General features: G+C 73.9%; 15 protein-coding genes. 6 read left to right on the top strand and 9 right to left on the bottom strand.

Features of this window, described 5'->3' with window-relative positions; translation table 11 throughout:
• Positions 1–34 precede the first annotated feature (34 nt).
• From ACQEVM_RS23245 to fxsA, 3 genes are all read left to right on the top strand, one after another.
• Entirely contained in the window at positions 35–1672 is a 1638-nt protein-coding gene (locus tag ACQEVM_RS23245) for an amidohydrolase (protein ID WP_433082033.1), read from the top strand.
• 311 nt (positions 1673–1983) lie between these two features.
• Positions 1984–2751 carry a polyprenol monophosphomannose synthase gene (locus ACQEVM_RS23240; protein ID WP_433082031.1) on the top strand — a complete coding sequence of 256 codons (768 nt, stop codon included), beginning with the start codon at positions 1984–1986 and terminating at the stop codon, positions 2749–2751.
• Positions 2752–2833: 82 nt separating this feature from the next.
• Positions 2834–3421, top strand: a complete 588-nt coding sequence (gene fxsA, locus ACQEVM_RS23235) for an FxsA family membrane protein (RefSeq protein WP_433082029.1) — start codon at positions 2834–2836, stop codon at positions 3419–3421.
• A gap of 99 nt (positions 3422–3520) precedes the next feature.
• On the opposite strand, the gene ACQEVM_RS23230 is transcribed toward fxsA, so the two are convergent.
• The 3 genes from ACQEVM_RS23230 to ACQEVM_RS23220 form a co-directional block, all read right to left on the bottom strand.
• Positions 3521–3895 (bottom strand): RNA polymerase-binding protein RbpA, encoded by a 375-nt coding sequence (locus ACQEVM_RS23230; RefSeq protein WP_007262928.1) that lies wholly within the window; start codon positions 3893–3895, stop codon positions 3521–3523.
• A gap of 290 nt (positions 3896–4185) precedes the next feature.
• Complete coding sequence (locus tag ACQEVM_RS23225; protein WP_433085332.1) at positions 4186–5553, bottom strand: MFS transporter; 1368 nt, start codon at positions 5551–5553, stop codon at positions 4186–4188.
• An 81-nt stretch (positions 5554–5634) separates the two neighbouring features.
• Complete coding sequence (locus tag ACQEVM_RS23220; protein ID WP_433082026.1) at positions 5635–6405, bottom strand: glycerophosphodiester phosphodiesterase family protein; 771 nt, start codon at positions 6403–6405, stop codon at positions 5635–5637.
• 242 nt (positions 6406–6647) lie between these two features.
• Between ACQEVM_RS23220 and ACQEVM_RS23215 the strand changes: the two genes are divergently transcribed.
• On the top strand, positions 6648–8150 hold the full coding sequence (locus tag ACQEVM_RS23215) for a PLP-dependent aminotransferase family protein (protein WP_433082024.1): 1503 nt from the start codon (positions 6648–6650) through the stop codon (positions 8148–8150).
• A gap of 99 nt (positions 8151–8249) precedes the next feature.
• On the opposite strand, the gene ACQEVM_RS23210 is transcribed toward ACQEVM_RS23215, so the two are convergent.
• Both ACQEVM_RS23210 and ACQEVM_RS23205 read right to left on the bottom strand, forming a co-directional pair.
• Complete coding sequence (locus tag ACQEVM_RS23210; protein WP_433082022.1) at positions 8250–9917, bottom strand: hypothetical protein; 1668 nt, start codon at positions 9915–9917, stop codon at positions 8250–8252.
• A gap of 108 nt (positions 9918–10025) precedes the next feature.
• Positions 10026–10220, bottom strand: coding sequence for a hypothetical protein (locus tag ACQEVM_RS23205; RefSeq protein ID WP_008743136.1), 195 nt, complete (start codon positions 10218–10220; stop codon positions 10026–10028).
• Between the two features lie 304 nt (positions 10221–10524).
• Between ACQEVM_RS23205 and ACQEVM_RS23200 the strand changes: the two genes are divergently transcribed.
• Both ACQEVM_RS23200 and ACQEVM_RS23195 read left to right on the top strand, forming a co-directional pair.
• Positions 10525–10947 (top strand): ankyrin repeat domain-containing protein, encoded by a 423-nt coding sequence (locus tag ACQEVM_RS23200; RefSeq protein WP_433082020.1) that lies wholly within the window; start codon positions 10525–10527, stop codon positions 10945–10947.
• Between the two features lie 340 nt (positions 10948–11287).
• Positions 11288–12685, top strand: a complete 1398-nt coding sequence (locus ACQEVM_RS23195) for a HEAT repeat domain-containing protein (protein ID WP_433082018.1) — start codon at positions 11288–11290, stop codon at positions 12683–12685.
• A gap of 96 nt (positions 12686–12781) precedes the next feature.
• Here the strand turns inward: ACQEVM_RS23195 and ACQEVM_RS23190 are convergent, their stop codons facing one another.
• From ACQEVM_RS23190 to ACQEVM_RS23175, 4 genes are read right to left on the bottom strand one after another with little or no spacing between them, the layout of a single operon-like run.
• A complete protein-coding gene (locus tag ACQEVM_RS23190; RefSeq protein WP_433082016.1) occupies positions 12782–13288 on the bottom strand; it encodes a DUF2867 domain-containing protein in 507 nt (168 codons plus the stop codon).
• A 35-nt stretch (positions 13289–13323) separates the two neighbouring features.
• Complete coding sequence (locus ACQEVM_RS23185; RefSeq protein ID WP_433082014.1) at positions 13324–14190, bottom strand: biotin-dependent carboxyltransferase family protein; 867 nt, start codon at positions 14188–14190, stop codon at positions 13324–13326.
• Complete coding sequence (locus ACQEVM_RS23180; RefSeq protein WP_433082012.1) at positions 14187–14801, bottom strand: 5-oxoprolinase subunit B family protein; 615 nt, start codon at positions 14799–14801, stop codon at positions 14187–14189. Before ACQEVM_RS23180 ends, ACQEVM_RS23185 begins: the two co-directional genes overlap by 4 nt.
• A complete protein-coding gene (locus tag ACQEVM_RS23175) occupies positions 14798–15556 on the bottom strand; it encodes a LamB/YcsF family protein (RefSeq protein ID WP_433085330.1) in 759 nt (252 codons plus the stop codon). The genes ACQEVM_RS23180 and ACQEVM_RS23175 overlap by 4 nt, the downstream gene beginning before the upstream one ends.
• Between the last annotated feature and the right edge of the window lie 56 nt (positions 15557–15612).

Raw genomic sequence — 15612 nt, 5'->3', positions numbered from 1 at the left:
GGGCCGGGCCGGCCCAGGCGGGAGACTGGGTCCCATGACTGACCGCACCGCCTCCGCCGACGCCGCCGGAGCCCCCGTACCCGACCGCACCGTCCTCCTCCGCGGCGGCGAGGTGCACAGCCCCGCCGACCCGTTCGCCACCGCGATGGTCGTCGAGCGCGGCCGTGTCGCCTGGGTCGGCTCGGAAGGCGCCGCCGACGCCTTCGCCCAGGGCGTCGACGAGGTCGTCGACCTCGACGGGGCGCTCGTCACGCCCGCGTTCACCGACGCCCACGTGCACACCACCTCCACCGGTCTCGCCCTCACCGGGCTGGACCTCTCCGACGCCCCCACCCTCGCGGACGCCCTGGAGCGGGTACGCGCCCACGCCGCGCGCCGCCCCGCCGACCCCGTGCTCCTCGGGCACGGCTGGGACGCCGCCCGATGGCCGGAGCGCCGCGCCCCGCGCCGCGAGGAGCTGGACCGGGCCACCGGGGGCCGCCCGCTCTACCTCAGCCGCATCGACGTCCACTCGGCCGTGGTCACCACCGCGCTCCTCGACCTCGTCCCCGGGGGTCTCGGCCCGGTCGCCGGCGACGAGCCGTTGACCGCCGACGCCCACCACGCCGTACGCGCGGTCGCCCTCGGCGCCGTCGGTCCCGCCCAGCGTGCCGAGGCCCAGCGGGCCGCCCTGGACCGGGCCGCCTCCCTCGGCATCGGCTCCGTGCACGAGTGCGGCGGCCCGGAGATCTCCTCCCCGCAGGACTTCACCGCCCTGCTCGACCTGGCGCGCAGCCACCCCGGCCCGCGCGTCTTCGGCTACTGGGCCGATCGGGACCTCGACCTCGCCAAGCGGCTCGGCGCGGTCGGAGCCGCCGGCGACCTCTTCGTGGACGGCGCACTCGGCTCCCACACCGCCTGCCTGCACGCCCCGTACACCGACGCCGCGCACACCGGCACCGGCTACCTGGACGCCCGTGACGTCGCCGCGCACGTGACCGCCTGCACCGAACAGGGCCTCCAGGCCGGATTCCACGCCATCGGCGACGCCGCCGTGAGCGCCGTGGTCGAAGGCGTCCGGGCCGCCGCCGACACCGTGGGCCTCGCCCGGGTGCGGGCCGCCCGCCACCGGGTCGAGCACGCCGAGATGATGACCCCGGCCACCATCGCCGCCTTCGCGGAACTGGGCCTCACCGCCTCCGTGCAGCCCGCCTTCGACGCCGCCTGGGGCGGCGAGGACGGCATGTACGCCGACCGGCTCGGCGTCGAGCGCGCCCGCACCCTCAATCCGTACGCGGCCCTGCTGAAGGCCGGCGTCCCGCTCGCCTTCGGCTCGGACGCGCCCGTCACCCCGCTCGACCCCTGGGGCACCGTCCGGGCCGCCGCCTTCCACCGGACCCCCGAGCACCGGATCTCCGTACGAGCCGCCTTCGCCGCCCACACCCGCGGCGGTTGGCGGGCGCTCGGTCGGGACGACGCCGGCATCCTCGTCCCCGGTGCCCCGGCCGACTATGCCGTCTGGCGGACCGAGGAACTGGTCGTCCAGGCTCCCGACGACCGGGTCGCCCGCTGGTCCACCGACCCGCGCTCGGGCACCCCGGGGCTGCCCGACCTGACCCCCGGCGGGGATCTGCCGGTGTGCCTGGCGACGGTCGTCGGCGGCCGGGAGATTTTCGTACGCCCACAGGGGTGATCCGACCGGCCTCGGTTCGGTCCCGGCGGCCGGACCCGGATAGGTTCGGCCGGGTCCACCACAGGACGTCCGTACCGGACGGATCCGTCCGCTCAGCGCACCCGCGCCTCGGGGGCGAGGGAAGGTTTCGCCGGCGGCTGGTGGCCCCAGGTCGGGGCCCGGCGGTCCAGTAGACAACGGTCACGGTGACCCGCAGCCAGCGGGAGCCGGGCCGGCCCGAAGGACCGCCGGCTCCGATCGCTGTTCTAAAATCATCCTGCTGTGACGGGACGTACGAGGCCGGCCGGACGAGAAACACGCAAGGGGACCCAGTGAGCGATGGCGGACAGCGGACCTACGGGCCGCTCGGCACCACCCTGGTGATCATTCCGACGTACAACGAGGCCGAGAACATCGGCCCGATCGTCGGCCGGGTCCGAGCCGCCGTTCCCGCAGCGCACGTCCTGGTCGCCGACGACAACAGCCCCGACGGCACCGGCAAGCTCGCCGACGAACTGGCCTGCGCCGACGAGCAGGTCCACGTCCTGCACCGCAAGGGCAAGGAAGGCCTCGGCGCCGCCTACCTGGCGGGCTTCGCCTGGGGCCTGGAGCACGGCTACGGGGTCCTCGTGGAGATGGACGCCGACGGCTCCCACCGCCCCGAGGAACTGCCCCGGCTGCTCACCGCCCTCGGCAACGCCGACCTGGTCCTGGGATCCCGCTGGGTGCCGGGCGGGCGCGTGGTCAACTGGCCCAAGAGCCGCGAGATGCTCTCCCGCGGCGGTTCCACGTACTCCCGGCTGCTCCTGGACGTGCCGATCCGCGACGTGACCGGCGGCTACCGCGCCTTCCGCAGCGAGACGCTGGAGGGCCTGGGCCTGGAGGAGGTGGCCTCCGCCGGCTACTGCTTCCAGGTCGACCTGGCCCGCCGCGCCATCCGCCAGGGCTTCAGGGTCGTCGAGGTGCCCATCACCTTCGTCGAGCGAGAGTTCGGCGACAGCAAGATGAGCAGGGACATCGTGGTGGAGGCCCTGTGGCGGGTCACCCAGTGGGGCATCAAGGCCCGGGCCGCCAAGCTGACCGGCCGGCCCCCGTACTGACCCGCCTCCCCGACACCCCTTAAGGGATGTCCGGTACCTCCGACTGAGGTCGCTTTTACACCGCCCCGGGCACACTGGTGACATGACGACCGGCATCTCGACGGCCCCACGACGGCGCTCGCCCGCCCGCACCCTGCTCCCCCTGGCGGTCGCCGCCTGGCTGATCCTGGAGATCTGGCTGCTCAGCCTGGTCGCCGGCGCGGCCGGCGGGCTGACCGTCGCCCTGCTGATCGCGGGCGGGATCCTGCTCGGCGCGGTGGTCATCAAGCGCGCCGGGCGACGGGCCTTCAAGAACCTCACCGACACCCTCCAGCGGGCCCAGCAGGGTCAGGTACCCGAGCAGACCAGGCAGCAGCCCGGCCAGGGCAACGGCCTGCTCATGCTCGCGGGCCTGTTCCTGATGCTGCCGGGCCTGATCTCGGACGCGGCCGGACTGCTCCTGCTGCTCCCGCCCGTCCGGGCACTGATCAGCCGCCGCGCCACGCGCTCCCTGGAACGCAAAATGGCCGCGGCGCCCGCCGGCACCTTCGGCGACGCCTTCCAGCAGGCCCGGATCCGCCGGCCCGACGGCAAGGTCGTCCAGGGCGAGGTCATCCGAGAGGACCGTCCGGCGCCCGGACCGGGCCAGGCCGGCCCGGACGCCGGCCACCGGCCGCCGCTGACCCCCTGACGCGCCGATCCCCGAGCCGGTGGGCTCGGGAGCCGGACAAGCCGAGGGCCCCCGCCACGGATGTGGCGGGGGCCCTCGGCTTTGTTCTCAGTCCGGTTGTCAGGCGGACTTGCGGCTGTCCCGCGGATGCACGGCAATGTTCATGGCGCCGGAACGGAGGACCGCGAGCCTCTCGGCAAGCACTTCCTCCAGCTCCTCGCGGGTGCGTCGCTCCATGAGCATGTCCCAGTGCGTTCGCGCGGGCTTGCCCTTCTTCTCTTCGGGCCCGTCCCCGTCGACCAGGAGTGCCATGGCGCCGCACGCCTTGCACTCCCACTCCGGCGGAATTTCTGCCTCAACCGAGAACGGCATCTCAAATCGATGTCCGTTCTGGCATGCGTACTCCACCGCCTGGCGCGGGGCCAGATCGATGCCGCGGTCCGTCTCGTAGCTGGTAACCACGAGCCGCGTACCGCGGAGAGCTCGCTCACTCATGAATCGTGCCTCCCGGGCTTGTCGCCCACAGGACAGGTGTCGCTGTCGTCGTCATCCGGTCAACGTCCGGTCGGCGGTATAGATTCCCGCTCCGGGTCATGCGTCGCCCGTCGTACCGCCCCTTGTTGTACCCACCAGTGCCCGTTTTGTCACATCTGGCAGCAGATGTCACCCAACGTCCGCTCTTCTTGAGCGCGCAGTAACGGTCCGCCTGGCAGGCCAAAGGCGTACACTACCGGCCCTTCGCTTGAACGTCGAAATTCGTTCCGAATTCTTTCCCGGACCCGCTGTCAGATCCTCTCGGGAACAGGATTGCCCGCCGCCTCCACCGCGCGCCGCACCGGCACCCTCGCGAGCAGCACGAAACCCAGTGCGAAGAACACCACCAACGAGATGATCGCGTCCCGATAACTGCCCGTGACCTGGTACGTCAGTCCGAAGACCAGCGGTCCGATCCAGCTCAGCCCCCGGTCGCTCATCTCGTAGGCGGAGAAGTACTCGGCCTCCTTGCCCGCCGGGACCAGGTGCGAGAACAGTGAACGCGACAACGCCTGGCTCCCGCCCAGCACGAGCCCGATCATCGCCGCCAGCGCGAAGAACCACACCGGTGTCCGGGCCGGCAGGAAGTACCCCGCGGCCAGCGTCACCGCCCACGCGGCCAGCGAACCGAGGATCGTCCGCTTGGCGCCGTAGACGCGTGCCAGTCGGCCCATCCCCAGCGCGCCCGCCACCGCCAGGACCTGGACCAGCAGCACCGCCACGATCAGCGTGGACTGTTCCAGCTCCAGTTCCTCCGACCCGTAGACCGAGGCCTGGGAGATCACCGTCTGCACGCCGTCGTTGTAGATCAGGTAGGCCAGCAGGAAGGACAGCGTCAACGGATAGCGCCGCATGTCCTTCAAGGTGGCCACCAGCTGCCGCCACCCGCTGACCGGCGGCGCCGCATCCGCCTCCCGGACCACCCCGCGGTCGCGCAACCGGCGCAACGGGATGATCGCGAAGGCGCCCCACCACAGGCCCGCCGACGCCAGACAGATGCGCACCGCCGCGCCCTCGGACAGCCCGAAGGAGTCGTGGCCCTGGTAGAGCACCAGGTTCATCACGAGCACCAGGGCTCCCGAGGTGTAGCCGAAGGCCCAACCCCGCGAGGAGACGGTGTCCCGCTCGTCCGGAGTGGCGATCTGCGGCAGGAAGGCGTTGTACAACACCATCGAGACCGCCAGCGAGGCGTTCGCCACGATCAGCAGGAACCCGCCGAGCAGATAGCGATCACCGTCGAGGAAGAACATCCCGGTCGTCGCCGCCGCGCCCGTGTACGCCGCCACCGCCAGCAGCGGCTTCTTGCGGCCGCTCCGGTCCGCGAGGGCCCCCGCCAGCGGCATGATCAGCACGGCCAGCAGCACCGACGCGGAGACCGCGTACGCGAAGAAGGAACCGGCTCGGACCGGGACGCCGAGCGGGTGCACGTAGCCCTCGACGTCCGCCGCGGCCCTGGTCACCGACGTCAGGTAGGGCCCGAGGAACACCGTGAGCACGCTGGTCGAGTAGACCGAGCAGGCGAAGTCGTAGAAGTACCAACCGTGCTGTTCGCGTGTGCGGGCGGCGGCGCCGGCTCTGCCGTCCTCCGTCCCCGGTTCCGCTTCCTCCGGTGGAGATATGTCTCGCGCGGTCACTCCGGTGCCCCCTCGCTGTCCCGTGCCGCCTCGGCCGCCGCGGCCCGCGCGGAGCCCGAAGGGCGGTCAGGCCCAGGCCCCGCGCCGGTCCAGCACCGTGCGCAAGATGTCGATCCGGTCGGTCATGATGCCATCGACTCCCATGTCGAGAAGAGAGTCCATGCGTTCCGGTTCGTTCACGGTCCACACGTGCACCTGGAGTCCCCGCTCGTGCGCCGTCCGGACGAACCGCCGGTCGACCACGCGGACGCCGGCCTGGGTCTCCGGAACCTGCGCCGCCACCGCTCCCGCGCGCAGCGCCGCCGGGATCGCGAACGACCGCAGCCGCAGCCCCAGCACGCCGCGCACCCCGTACGAGGTCGCCAGCCGGGGGCCGGCGATCTTCTGGGCCCGGGCCACCCGGCTCTCCGAGAAGGAGCCCACGCACACCCGGTCCCAGACCCGGGCCCGCGCGATCAGGTTCACCAACGGGTACAGGGCGCTCTCGGCCTTGACGTCGACGTTCCAGCGGGCCTCAGGGAACTCCTCCAGGAGGTCCTCGAACAGGGCCAGGGGCTCGGTGCCCGCCACCCGGGCCTCCCGGATCCGCTTCCACGGCAGTTCGGCGATCCGCCCGCTCCCGTCGGTGACCCGGTCCAGGGTGGAGTCGTGGAAGGCGACCAGCTTTCCGTCGACCGTGGCGTGCACATCGGTCTCGAAGTAGCGGTAACCCGCGTCGGCCGCCCGGCGGAAGGCGGCGGCGGTGTTCTCCAGCCCGTCCGCGGCCCCTCCCCGGTGCGCGAAGGGGATGGGAGCGGGGTGGTCCAGATACGGGTGCCGAAGGCGTACGTGCGTCACGGCGGCAGTATGCCCCCTGTCACCGGTGGGACGGGAGCGTCCGGATGGCCGCGGGGTGAACGCGCCCGCGACGAGGCGGGTCCCCTCCGGTGGCCCCTCGCCGTCCCCCTCCGCGGAACGTCGCCGGAGCCCCCTGGCCGCAGTGGACCGCCCCGTGACACCCTGGATCACGCGGAACCAATCCAATGCCGGTCGCCCTTCGGGTCGGACGGGGCCAATTCGATGAAGGTGGACCGGACAGCATGGCTCAGTGGACCTCGGCGGTCGGCGCCGCACAGCTCGCCCGCCTCATCACCTCACAGCAGGGACGCTCCGCCACGTCCGGCACGCGCAAGGCGCCCGCCTACCGCAGCCTCGCCGACGGCATCCGGCTCCTCGTCCTCGAAGGACGCGTCCCCGTCGCCGCCCGGCTGCCCGCCGAACGGGAGCTGGCCGTCGCGCTCACCGTCAGCCGCACCACCGTCGCCGCCGCGTACGAGGCGCTGCGCGGTGAAGGGTTCCTGGAATCCCGCCGGGGTGCGGGCAGCTGGACCGCCGTGCCCGCCGGGAACCCGCTTCCCGCCCGGGGCCTTGAACCCCTGCCGCCCGAGTCCCTCGGCTCGATGATCGACCTCGGCTGCGCCGCCCTGCCGGCCCCCGAGCCCTGGCTCACCAAGGCCGTCCAGGGAGCCCTGGAGGAACTGCCGCCGTACGCGCACACCCACGGCGACTACCCCGCCGGCCTGCCCGCGCTGCGCAGGATGCTCGCCGACCGCTACACCGAGCGCGGCATCCCCACGATGCCCGAACAGATCATGGTGACCACCGGCGCCATGGGCGCCATCGACGCCATCTGCAGCCTCTTCGCGGGGCGCGGCGAGCGCATCGCCGTCGAATCCCCGTCCTACGCCAACATCCTCCAGCTCATGCGCGCCGCCGGGGTGCGCCTCGTGCCCGTCGCGATGGCCGCCGGGCTGAGCGGTTGGGACATGGACGTCTGGCGGCAGGTGCTGCGCGACTCCGCCCCCCGGCTCGCCTACGTGGTCGCCGACTTCCACAACCCCACCGGCGCCCTCGCCTCGGACGAGCAGCGCCGCGCGATGGTGGAGGCGGCCCGTTCGGCCGGCACCGTGCTCGTCGCAGACGAGACCATGGCGGAACTCCTGCTGGACCCGGACGTGGAGATGCCCCGACCGGTCTGCTCCTTCGACCCCGCGGGCTCCACGGTCGTCACCGTCGGTTCCGCCAGCAAGGCCTTCTGGGCCGGCATGCGGATCGGCTGGGTCCGAGCCGCCCCCGACGTCATCCGCAGCCTGGTCGCGGCCCGCGCGTACGCCGACCTCGGCACGCCCGTGCTCGAACAGCTCGCGGTGAACTGGCTGATGCGGACCGGGGGCTGGGAGGAGGCCGTGGGGATCCGGCGCGACCAGGCCCGGGAGAACCGCGACGCGCTCGTCGCCGCGGTACGCCGGGAACTGCCCGACTGGGAGTTCCAGGTGCCTCGGGGCGGCCTCACCCTGTGGGCCCGCGCGGGTGGACTGTCGGGGTCCCGGCTGGCCGAGGTGGGGGAGCGGGTCGGCGTAAGGGTTCCCTCGGGCCCCCGGTTCGGCGTCGACGGGGCCTTCGAGGGGTACGTCCGGCTCCCGTTCACGGTCGGCGGCCCGGTGGCCGAGGAGGCCGCCTCGCGCCTCGCGGCGGCGGCCCGGCTGGTCGGCACGGGCGCCGGCGGCAGCGGGGCGGAACCGCCGCGCACGTTCGTCGCGTAGCGGGGCCCCTCCGCCCGACCCGACCCGACCGGGCCTAGGCCCGGTCGTCGAAGTCTCGCCTGGCCCGCGGCGCTACCGGCGCCACTTCGACGTCAGGACCTAGGGCCCGACCGGCCACGGGCCGCGGGCGGGCGGTGTCTCCGCCGGCACCTCCGCGATCTCCCGGGTGTCGATCGAGGGGCCCTGGGCCTGGGCCGGGGGCTGGACGATGTGCAGCGGCTTCGTCAGCGTGACGTGCTCCGCGACCGCCGTCGGCCGGGCCTGTCGCTCCGGCAGCAGCTCCAGCACCGCCTGACGGTGCGCCGGATGCGCGGCGTCGTCGTACGGGTCCGGGGTCGCGGGCACCTGCACCCGGTGCACGGGGCCCGTGCCGAGCCGCGCGTAGCCGCGCCCGGGCGGCACCATCGCGGTCGGGGTGGTGTGCGGGGGCAGGCCGAGCACGTCGGCGATCTGCTGGATGGAGGCGGAGCCGAGCACGACGCGGGCCCGGGTGTGCTGCCAGACGGCGTCGTCGAGCAGTTCCAGGTGCTCGAACTGCTCCGCGACCACCACCGTGACGTGCGCCGCCCGACCGTGGCGCAACGGCACCTGGAGCTGCGCGAGGGGATCGGGCCGCCCCTCGGCCGCCGCGAGGTGGGTGAGCACGCTGGGGCGGTCGAGCAGGATCCACAGGGGGCGCCGGGTGTCCTCGGGCAGGGGTCGGCCCGCCTCGCGGGCCCGGTGGGTGGCGACGAGGCGTCGCTCGGTCTCCTGCGCGGCCCACTCCAGGACGGCCGGCGCCCCCGCGGGCCCGCACTCCACGGACAGGACGCCCGCGCGGCCGGAGAGGCAGGAGTACTCGCCGCTGCCGCCGCCCTCGACGATCAGCACGTCGCCGTCGTGGTGGAGTGCCTGGAGGGCGACGGAGCGCAGCAGGGTGGACGTCCCGCTGCCGGGTTGGCCGACGGCCAGCAGGTGCGGTTCGGTGGAGCGGGGCCCGGTGCGCCAGATCACCGGGGGCACGTCCCGGGTCTGTTCCCCCTCCGCGACGGGCAGGGTGCGCTGTACGCCGCCCGCGTCGGTGAGGCCGAGGACGGTCTCGCCGGGTGAGGTGACGAACCGTTGGGCGGCGATGCCCGTCGGCAGTGCCTCCAGCACGCTCAGGTCGAGTTGGTTGGCCTCCTCGTCCCAGGCGAAGAGGTACTCCCGTCCGCGCCCGGACTTGGCGTGCAGCAGGGCCTCGATGCGGGCCCGTGAGGCGAGTTCGCCGTCGGCGAAGTAGGCCGGGTAGCGGATGCGGAGCCGGGTGACGCGGCCCGCGTCGTCGAAGACGTGGCCGCTGAAGGCCCGGTCCCATGCCCCGCCGTGGGCGAAGAGCGGGTTCGGGTCCTCGGGGAGGGAGAAGTACGGCACCAGGGCCTCGTAGAGGGAGGCGAGCCGCTCCGTCTCGGCGTCGCTGGGGCCGGTCTTCACCGGGGTGCGGTCGCGTCCGTGCCAGCCCGCCGCCGCCATCAGGCTCACGAGGGCGGCCGGCGGTCCGTACGGGACGAGTGCGACGACGAGGACGCAGGCCACTCCCAGGAACAGGGCGGGACCGCGTTTGTCCTTGGGCGTGTCGGACCACTTGCGCCGCCCGGCGGCGGCCAGGACGCGCAGGCCGCGTGTGATGACGAGGAGCGGATGGAGGACGTCCGTGGCGCTGTCGGCGGCCGTGCGGGCGAAGTCGCGGACCCGGGCCGGCGACACGGTGCCGCTGCTGAGGATGCGGGGGAGTGGGCGCCTGGCCACGGGCGTCTCCTGGAGTCGGGGTGGTGGCGGGACGGTGCGGTCGGGGGCCTGGGGCGTGTCGTCGAAGTCCCGCCTGCCGGCCGGCAGGCGCCACTTCGACGACGTGCCCTAGAGCTTGATCCCGCCGAGAAGGCTCGCGAGGCTCGCGGTGCTCGCCGTGATGCTGGGGGCGATGGCGGAGCCGGCGAGGAAGAAGCCGAAGAGCGCGCACACGAACGCGTGCGACAGCTTCATCCCGTCCTTCTTGAAGAAGAGGAAGCAGATGATTCCGAGCAGGACGACACCTGAGATGGACAGGACCATGAGAAGTTCTCCTGGTGGGTGGGGACGGTCACCGTCAGTCCTTCCAGGCTCACAGCAAGTATCAATGCGACAAAAGGTGCATACGGGTGAATGCTGTAATTTTTCACTTGACTGGACCCGCCCGGCTGGCGCGCCGGGCGATCAGGGGGGCGGAGTGATCCTTGCCTCGGACCGCACCCGTCATGTCCCGGATCGGGCGCTACTCTGACGCTTCACCCGCACGGACGCGGCACCGTGCGCCCCCCGGCCCGCCTGGCCTGGGGAAACGAGTGCCGTGACAGCGAAGCGAAAGGCGGCACGAACGATGAGCGAGCACACCCCGGAAGGCGCCGGCGCGCAGGGCGTTCCCGACGAGGACGTCATCGAACTGGCCACCAAGATCTTCGACCTCGCCCGTCAGGGCGACGCCGAGACGCTGGCCGCCTACCTCGACGCCGGAGTCCCGGCGAACCTCACCAACGACCGCGGCGACACCCTCGTCATGCTCGCCGCCTACCACGGCCACGCCGAGGCCGTCACGGCCCTGCTCGCCCGCGGCGCCGAGGCGGACCGCGCCAACGACCGGGGTCAGACCCCGCTCGCCGGCGCCGTCTTCAAGGGCGAGGAGGCCGTCATCCGCGCGCTGCTCGCCGGTGGGGCCGACCCCGAGGCCGGAACCCCCTCCGCGGTGGACACGGCGCGCATGTTCGCCAAGGCCGACCTGCTGGAACTGTTCGGAGCCAAGTAGTCCGGTTTTAGCCGTGACCTGGCAAGGTCCGACCGGCCCCGGACCTCACGGGTTGGTCACGGCGGCCGTAAATGTGGTCGCGGTGCACAAACCGACTGGGTCATCATGGCGTCGGATTCGATTCGCGAACTTGACAGACGGGCAGGAGCGGGCTGGACACAAGAGGTGTCCATACCCTCCCTGCCGAACCGGCCGCCGTGGTCGCGAAGCACCGACGAGAGTGAGAAGGCAATGGTCTACATCGAGCGGAACATGACGGCGAACGTCCTCACATGCTGTTACGCGGCCCTGTGAATCCCGATTCCCGGTTGCGTCCCCAGCTTGATTTGAGGCCATTCCCATGTTCGAACCAGTCATAGCGCCAAGCGGCACCCTGCTCGGGCTCCTCCAGAGGGGCCGCGGCGACGGCACGCTGCACGCACTCGCGGCGCCCCGGGCGGAGGCCCTGGAGGCCCTCGACCAGTGCGTGATCAGCGATCCGCGCCAGGACTGGCAGGTCGAGAACCGCTCGCTCTACTACGCCCGGCTCTACCTCGACCTCGACGGCCCCCTCGGTGCCATCGAGAGCCACCTCTTCAGCGCCGACGACCTCCTCGACGAGGAGGACCACCGCACGGGGCTCGCCCTGTCCGTCCTGGGCCACCTCGCCTCGTACGGCCGTGACGACGCGCTCATGCTGCTGCGTCGCTACGCCGCCTCCGGCGCGAACTGGGCCTGGGCCCTCGACGAGCTCGCCCTGCGCGACGACGACGAGGGGCTGCGCTCCCTCGCCGGGCCCGTCGTCGCCCGCTTCCCCGCCACCGCCGAGGGCGAGGCGCGGCTGGCCGCCGCCATCCGCGACGCCTACGAACCCCGGCCCTGGTGCCTGTGGGAGGAGTCCGCCCCCCACGGGGAGCGACTGCGCGCCGCCCGCCGACAGGGCTCCTTCGACCGATGGCAGCGCCAGCTCACCCCCAAGGGACCTCAGCCCGGCTGGGGAGTCCAGGCCGTCTTCGACTGGGCCGCCGAAGGACTGGGCCGCGGCACCCCGCTGCACGTCCCGGCGGCCCGCTGCCTGGCCGCCGTGGCCGCGCCCGAGGACCGCTCCGCGATCCTCGCCGCCGCGGCCGGCGCCTCGGGCGAAGCCGCCCGGGCCACCGCCCTGCACCACCTGGTCCTCGCCGAACCGGAGAACCCGGCCGTCCTGGACCTCATCGAAGCCGCCGGGGACGAGCCCGCCGTGGCCGCCTACGAACGCATGTGCGGCCCCGGGGCCGTGGAACGGGCCCGCCGCTGGGTCCACCGCCCCGACGCCCTCGGAGCGGCCGCAGCGACCCTCCTCGCGGCCCGCGGCGGAGCCGAGGACGCCGGTCTCGTCCTGGGCGCCCTGCGCTCCACGGTGCGCGGCTCGGGACCGGACACCCGCAACCTGTTCGCCCTCGTCGACGGGGCCGGCCGCCTCGCCATCGGCTGCGCGGCGCCCGTACTGCGCCACGTCTACCGGGAGACCGCCTCGTCCCACCTCCGCGGCCGGGTCGCCCGGGCCCTGGCCCAGACCGATCCGTCGTTCGCGGCCGGCTTCGCGGTGGAATGCCTGTGGGACTGCGAGGAGACCACCCGCGAGGTGGCCGCCCACCACGCCGAGACCGCCGACGCCCGCGTCGCCCCCCGGCTGCGCCGCCTGGCGGCGGACCCGGCGGAGGAGGAGGACGTGCAGTCGGCGGTGCGCAGCCGCATCGCACCGGAGTCGACGGTGTAGGCCGTCCCCTGCGGACCCCGCCGGGCCACGGCGGGCCACGGCGGGCGGCTCACCGAGCCGCCCGCGTCCCGGTACCGCGGCGTCACGCCCCACCGATCAGGTGCCGGACGGAACCCGGGCCAGGAGCCGCGCCACGATCAGGTGGTGGAACGGCGTGATCGCCGTGAAGTAGAGCCGCCCGGCGGGACGGTTGAAGCGCACGACCGTGGTGCACACGCCTTCGGGGCCGGATCCGTCCGGCTTGGGCCGCACGGCGAACGAGACGCGGAAGTCCAGATGCCTGTCGTCGTCCCCCGCGAGCACCTCGCCCCCGCCGACCGCCAGGATCCGGAAGGGCCCCGTCTTCGCCCCCGGCTCCACGCGGACGTCCCGCGCCCCGCCCGGCTCCGTCACCTTCAGGCCGAACGGAGCGACCACCCTGTCGCGAACGGCCATCAGCCGGCTCACCCAGGGCGTCCTTCCCGTCAACACCAGCCGGGCGAACGCCACGGCGTCGGTGCCGGCCGGCACGTCGACCGCCACCGCGTCCACGTGCTGGTACGTCCCCAGGCTCGCCCGAGCCGCCTCCACCACCGGTACCGCGTGCCTGCGCACCCTGCCCATGTCGTGACTCCCCCGCTCGACGTGGCCCCATTACCTCACAGACCCCGCACGAAGCGGATCGTCACCCCCGGCCGGGCCTGCGCCGCCGCGTCCAGGGCCGGGCCCGCGGGAACCACCCCCACCACGGGATAGCCGCCGGTGACCGGGTGGTCGGCCAGGAAGACGACGGGGAGCCCGTCCGGCGGCACCTGGACCGCGCCCAGGACCATCCCCTCGCTCGGCAGCTCCCCGGCCCGGCGCCGGACCAGCGCCGGGCCCCCCTCCGTGCGCAGCCCGATCCGGTTGGACATCGCCGAGACCCGGTACGGGGCCCGGAGCAGCCGGGCCACCGACTCCGGCTCGAACCAGTCGGCCCTCGGACCCGGCCCCAGCGGCAGCACCAACTCCGTCGGCGGCCCCGGCACCCCCAGGGCGTCGACCCCGCGCACCGGGTCCCGTCCCGGCGACCCCACCGGCAGCAGCGTGCCCGCCGACAGCACCGGCGGCCCCAGGCCCGACAGCAGGTCCGTGGCCCGACTCCCCAGCACCGGGGGCACGGCGAACCCGCCGCGCACCGCGACGTAGCTGCGCAGCCCCCACTCCGCCGCCCCCACCTCCAACTCCGCCCCCGCCCCCAGCGGGACCGGCGCCCCCCAGGCCACCGGGCGCCCCGAGACCCGTACCGCGCAGGGTGCCCCCGTGACCGCCACCGTGACCCGGTCCGACGCCCGCAGCACGACCCCGTCGAGGGTGGTCTCCAACGTCGCCGCGCCCGGGTCGTTGCCCAGCAGCCGGTTGCCCAGGGTGTGCGCCCCGACGTCCAGCGCGCCCGAACGGGGGACGCCCAGGTGGGCGTACCCCGGCCGACCGAGGTCCTGGACGGTGGTCAGCGCCCCCGCCCGCACCACCAGCAGCCCGCTCACGCCCCCGCCGCCTCGACGAAACGCACCCGCACCCCCGGCGCGAACAGCGCGGCAGGCTCCCGCCCCGGGTCCCACAACACGGCCCCGGTGGTCCCGACCAGCTGCCAGCCGCCGGGGGAGGAGCGCGGGTAGACCCCCGCGTAGGCACCCGCCAGGGCCAGCGAGCCCGCCGGCACGGCCGTACGGGGCGTGGCCCGTCGAGGCAGGTGGAAGCGCTCGGGAAGCCCGGTCAGGTATCCGAAGCCGGGCGCGAACCCGCAGAACGCCACGCGGAACTCGACCGACCCCACGATCCCCGGCACCTTCCCGGGTCCCACCCCCCACAGCCGCGCGACCTCCGCCAGGTCCGGCCCGTCGTAGCGGACCGCGACGGTGATCAGCGGCCCCTCGCTCCCGGCGAGAGGCGGCACCTCCCACCCGGCGATCCGGGCCGCCAGCGCGGCCGGCTCCGCCACCCCGTCCAGGAGCACGGTCCGCGCGGCCGGCACGATCTCCCGTACGCCGCCCAGTTCCGCGCGCCGCCGCAGCAGCTCGGCGTGGAGCGCGGCCACCTCCCGCGCCGAGTCCGCCTCCAGCAGCAGGGCCCGCGCGCCCACGGCGAGCGCCCTCACGCGAAGGCCTCCACCCGTACCCCGGCCGCGCCCAGGGCCCGACGCACCCTCAGGGCGAGGTCCGCCGCCCCCGGGGTGTCCCCGTGCAGGCACAGGGAACGCGCGGGCACGGCCACCGGGCACCCGTCGATCGCGGTCGCGGACCGCTCGGCGGCCATCCGCACCGCGCGGGCGACCACCGCGTCCGGGTCGTGCAGCACCGCCCCCGGCTCGCCGCGCGGCACCAACGTGCCCTCCGTCGTGTACGCCCGGTCCGCGAACGCCTCCGGTACGGCGGTCAACCCCGCCTCCTCGGCGGCGGACAGCAGCAGCGACCCGGGCAGGCCCAGGACCGGCAGCCCGCCCGCACCGGCGGCCAACCGCACCCCCGCGACGACCGCCCCGGCCTGACCCGCGTCGCGCACGGTGCGGTTGTAGAGGGCGCCGTGCGGCTTCACGTACGACACCCGGGAACCGGCCGCCCGCGCGAACACCTCCAGCGCCCCGATCTGGTACGCCACCTCGTCCGCCAGTTCGCCCGCCGGCACGTCCATCGCCCGCCGGCCGAAGCCCGCGAGGTCCCGGTAGGAGACCTGCGCCCCGATCCGCACCCCCCGCTCGGCGGCCAGCTCGCACACGCGACGCATGATGGACGGGTCCCCGGCGTGGAAACCACAGGCCACGTTGGCGCTCGTGACGACGGACAACAGCGCCTCGTCGTCGGTCAGCGTCCAGCGACCGAAGCCCTCGCCGAGGTCGGCGTTGAGGTCGATCACGGGCGGGTGCGCGGGCGTGGCCATCGGTGTGATCATGGAAGCCATGCGGTGAGCGT

The sequence above is a fragment of the Streptomyces sp. CA-243310 genome (assembly GCF_050936775.1).
Lineage (GTDB): Bacteria > Actinomycetota > Actinomycetes > Streptomycetales > Streptomycetaceae > Streptomyces.
Note: the sequence above shows the minus strand (reverse complement) of the source record. Positions and strands in the feature narration are given on the sequence as shown.

What these genes read in the sequence shown, in the direction of transcription:
- ACQEVM_RS23245 (WP_433082033.1), top strand. Translation starts at nt 35, where the DNA reads ATGACTGACCGCACCGCCTCCGCCGACGCCGCCGGAGCCCCCGTACCC.
- fxsA (WP_433082029.1), top strand. Translation starts at nt 2,834, where the DNA reads ATGACGACCGGCATCTCGACGGCCCCACGACGGCGCTCGCCCGCCCGC.
- ACQEVM_RS23230 (WP_007262928.1), bottom strand. Translation starts at nt 3,895, where the DNA reads ATGAGTGAGCGAGCTCTCCGCGGTACGCGGCTCGTGGTTACCAGCTAC.
- ACQEVM_RS23215 (WP_433082024.1), top strand. Translation starts at nt 6,648, where the DNA reads ATGGCTCAGTGGACCTCGGCGGTCGGCGCCGCACAGCTCGCCCGCCTC.
- ACQEVM_RS23205 (WP_008743136.1), bottom strand. Translation starts at nt 10,220, where the DNA reads ATGGTCCTGTCCATCTCAGGTGTCGTCCTGCTCGGAATCATCTGCTTC.
- ACQEVM_RS23200 (WP_433082020.1), top strand. Translation starts at nt 10,525, where the DNA reads ATGAGCGAGCACACCCCGGAAGGCGCCGGCGCGCAGGGCGTTCCCGAC.
- ACQEVM_RS23195 (WP_433082018.1), top strand. Translation starts at nt 11,288, where the DNA reads ATGTTCGAACCAGTCATAGCGCCAAGCGGCACCCTGCTCGGGCTCCTC.
- ACQEVM_RS23190 (WP_433082016.1), bottom strand. Translation starts at nt 13,288, where the DNA reads ATGGGCAGGGTGCGCAGGCACGCGGTACCGGTGGTGGAGGCGGCTCGG.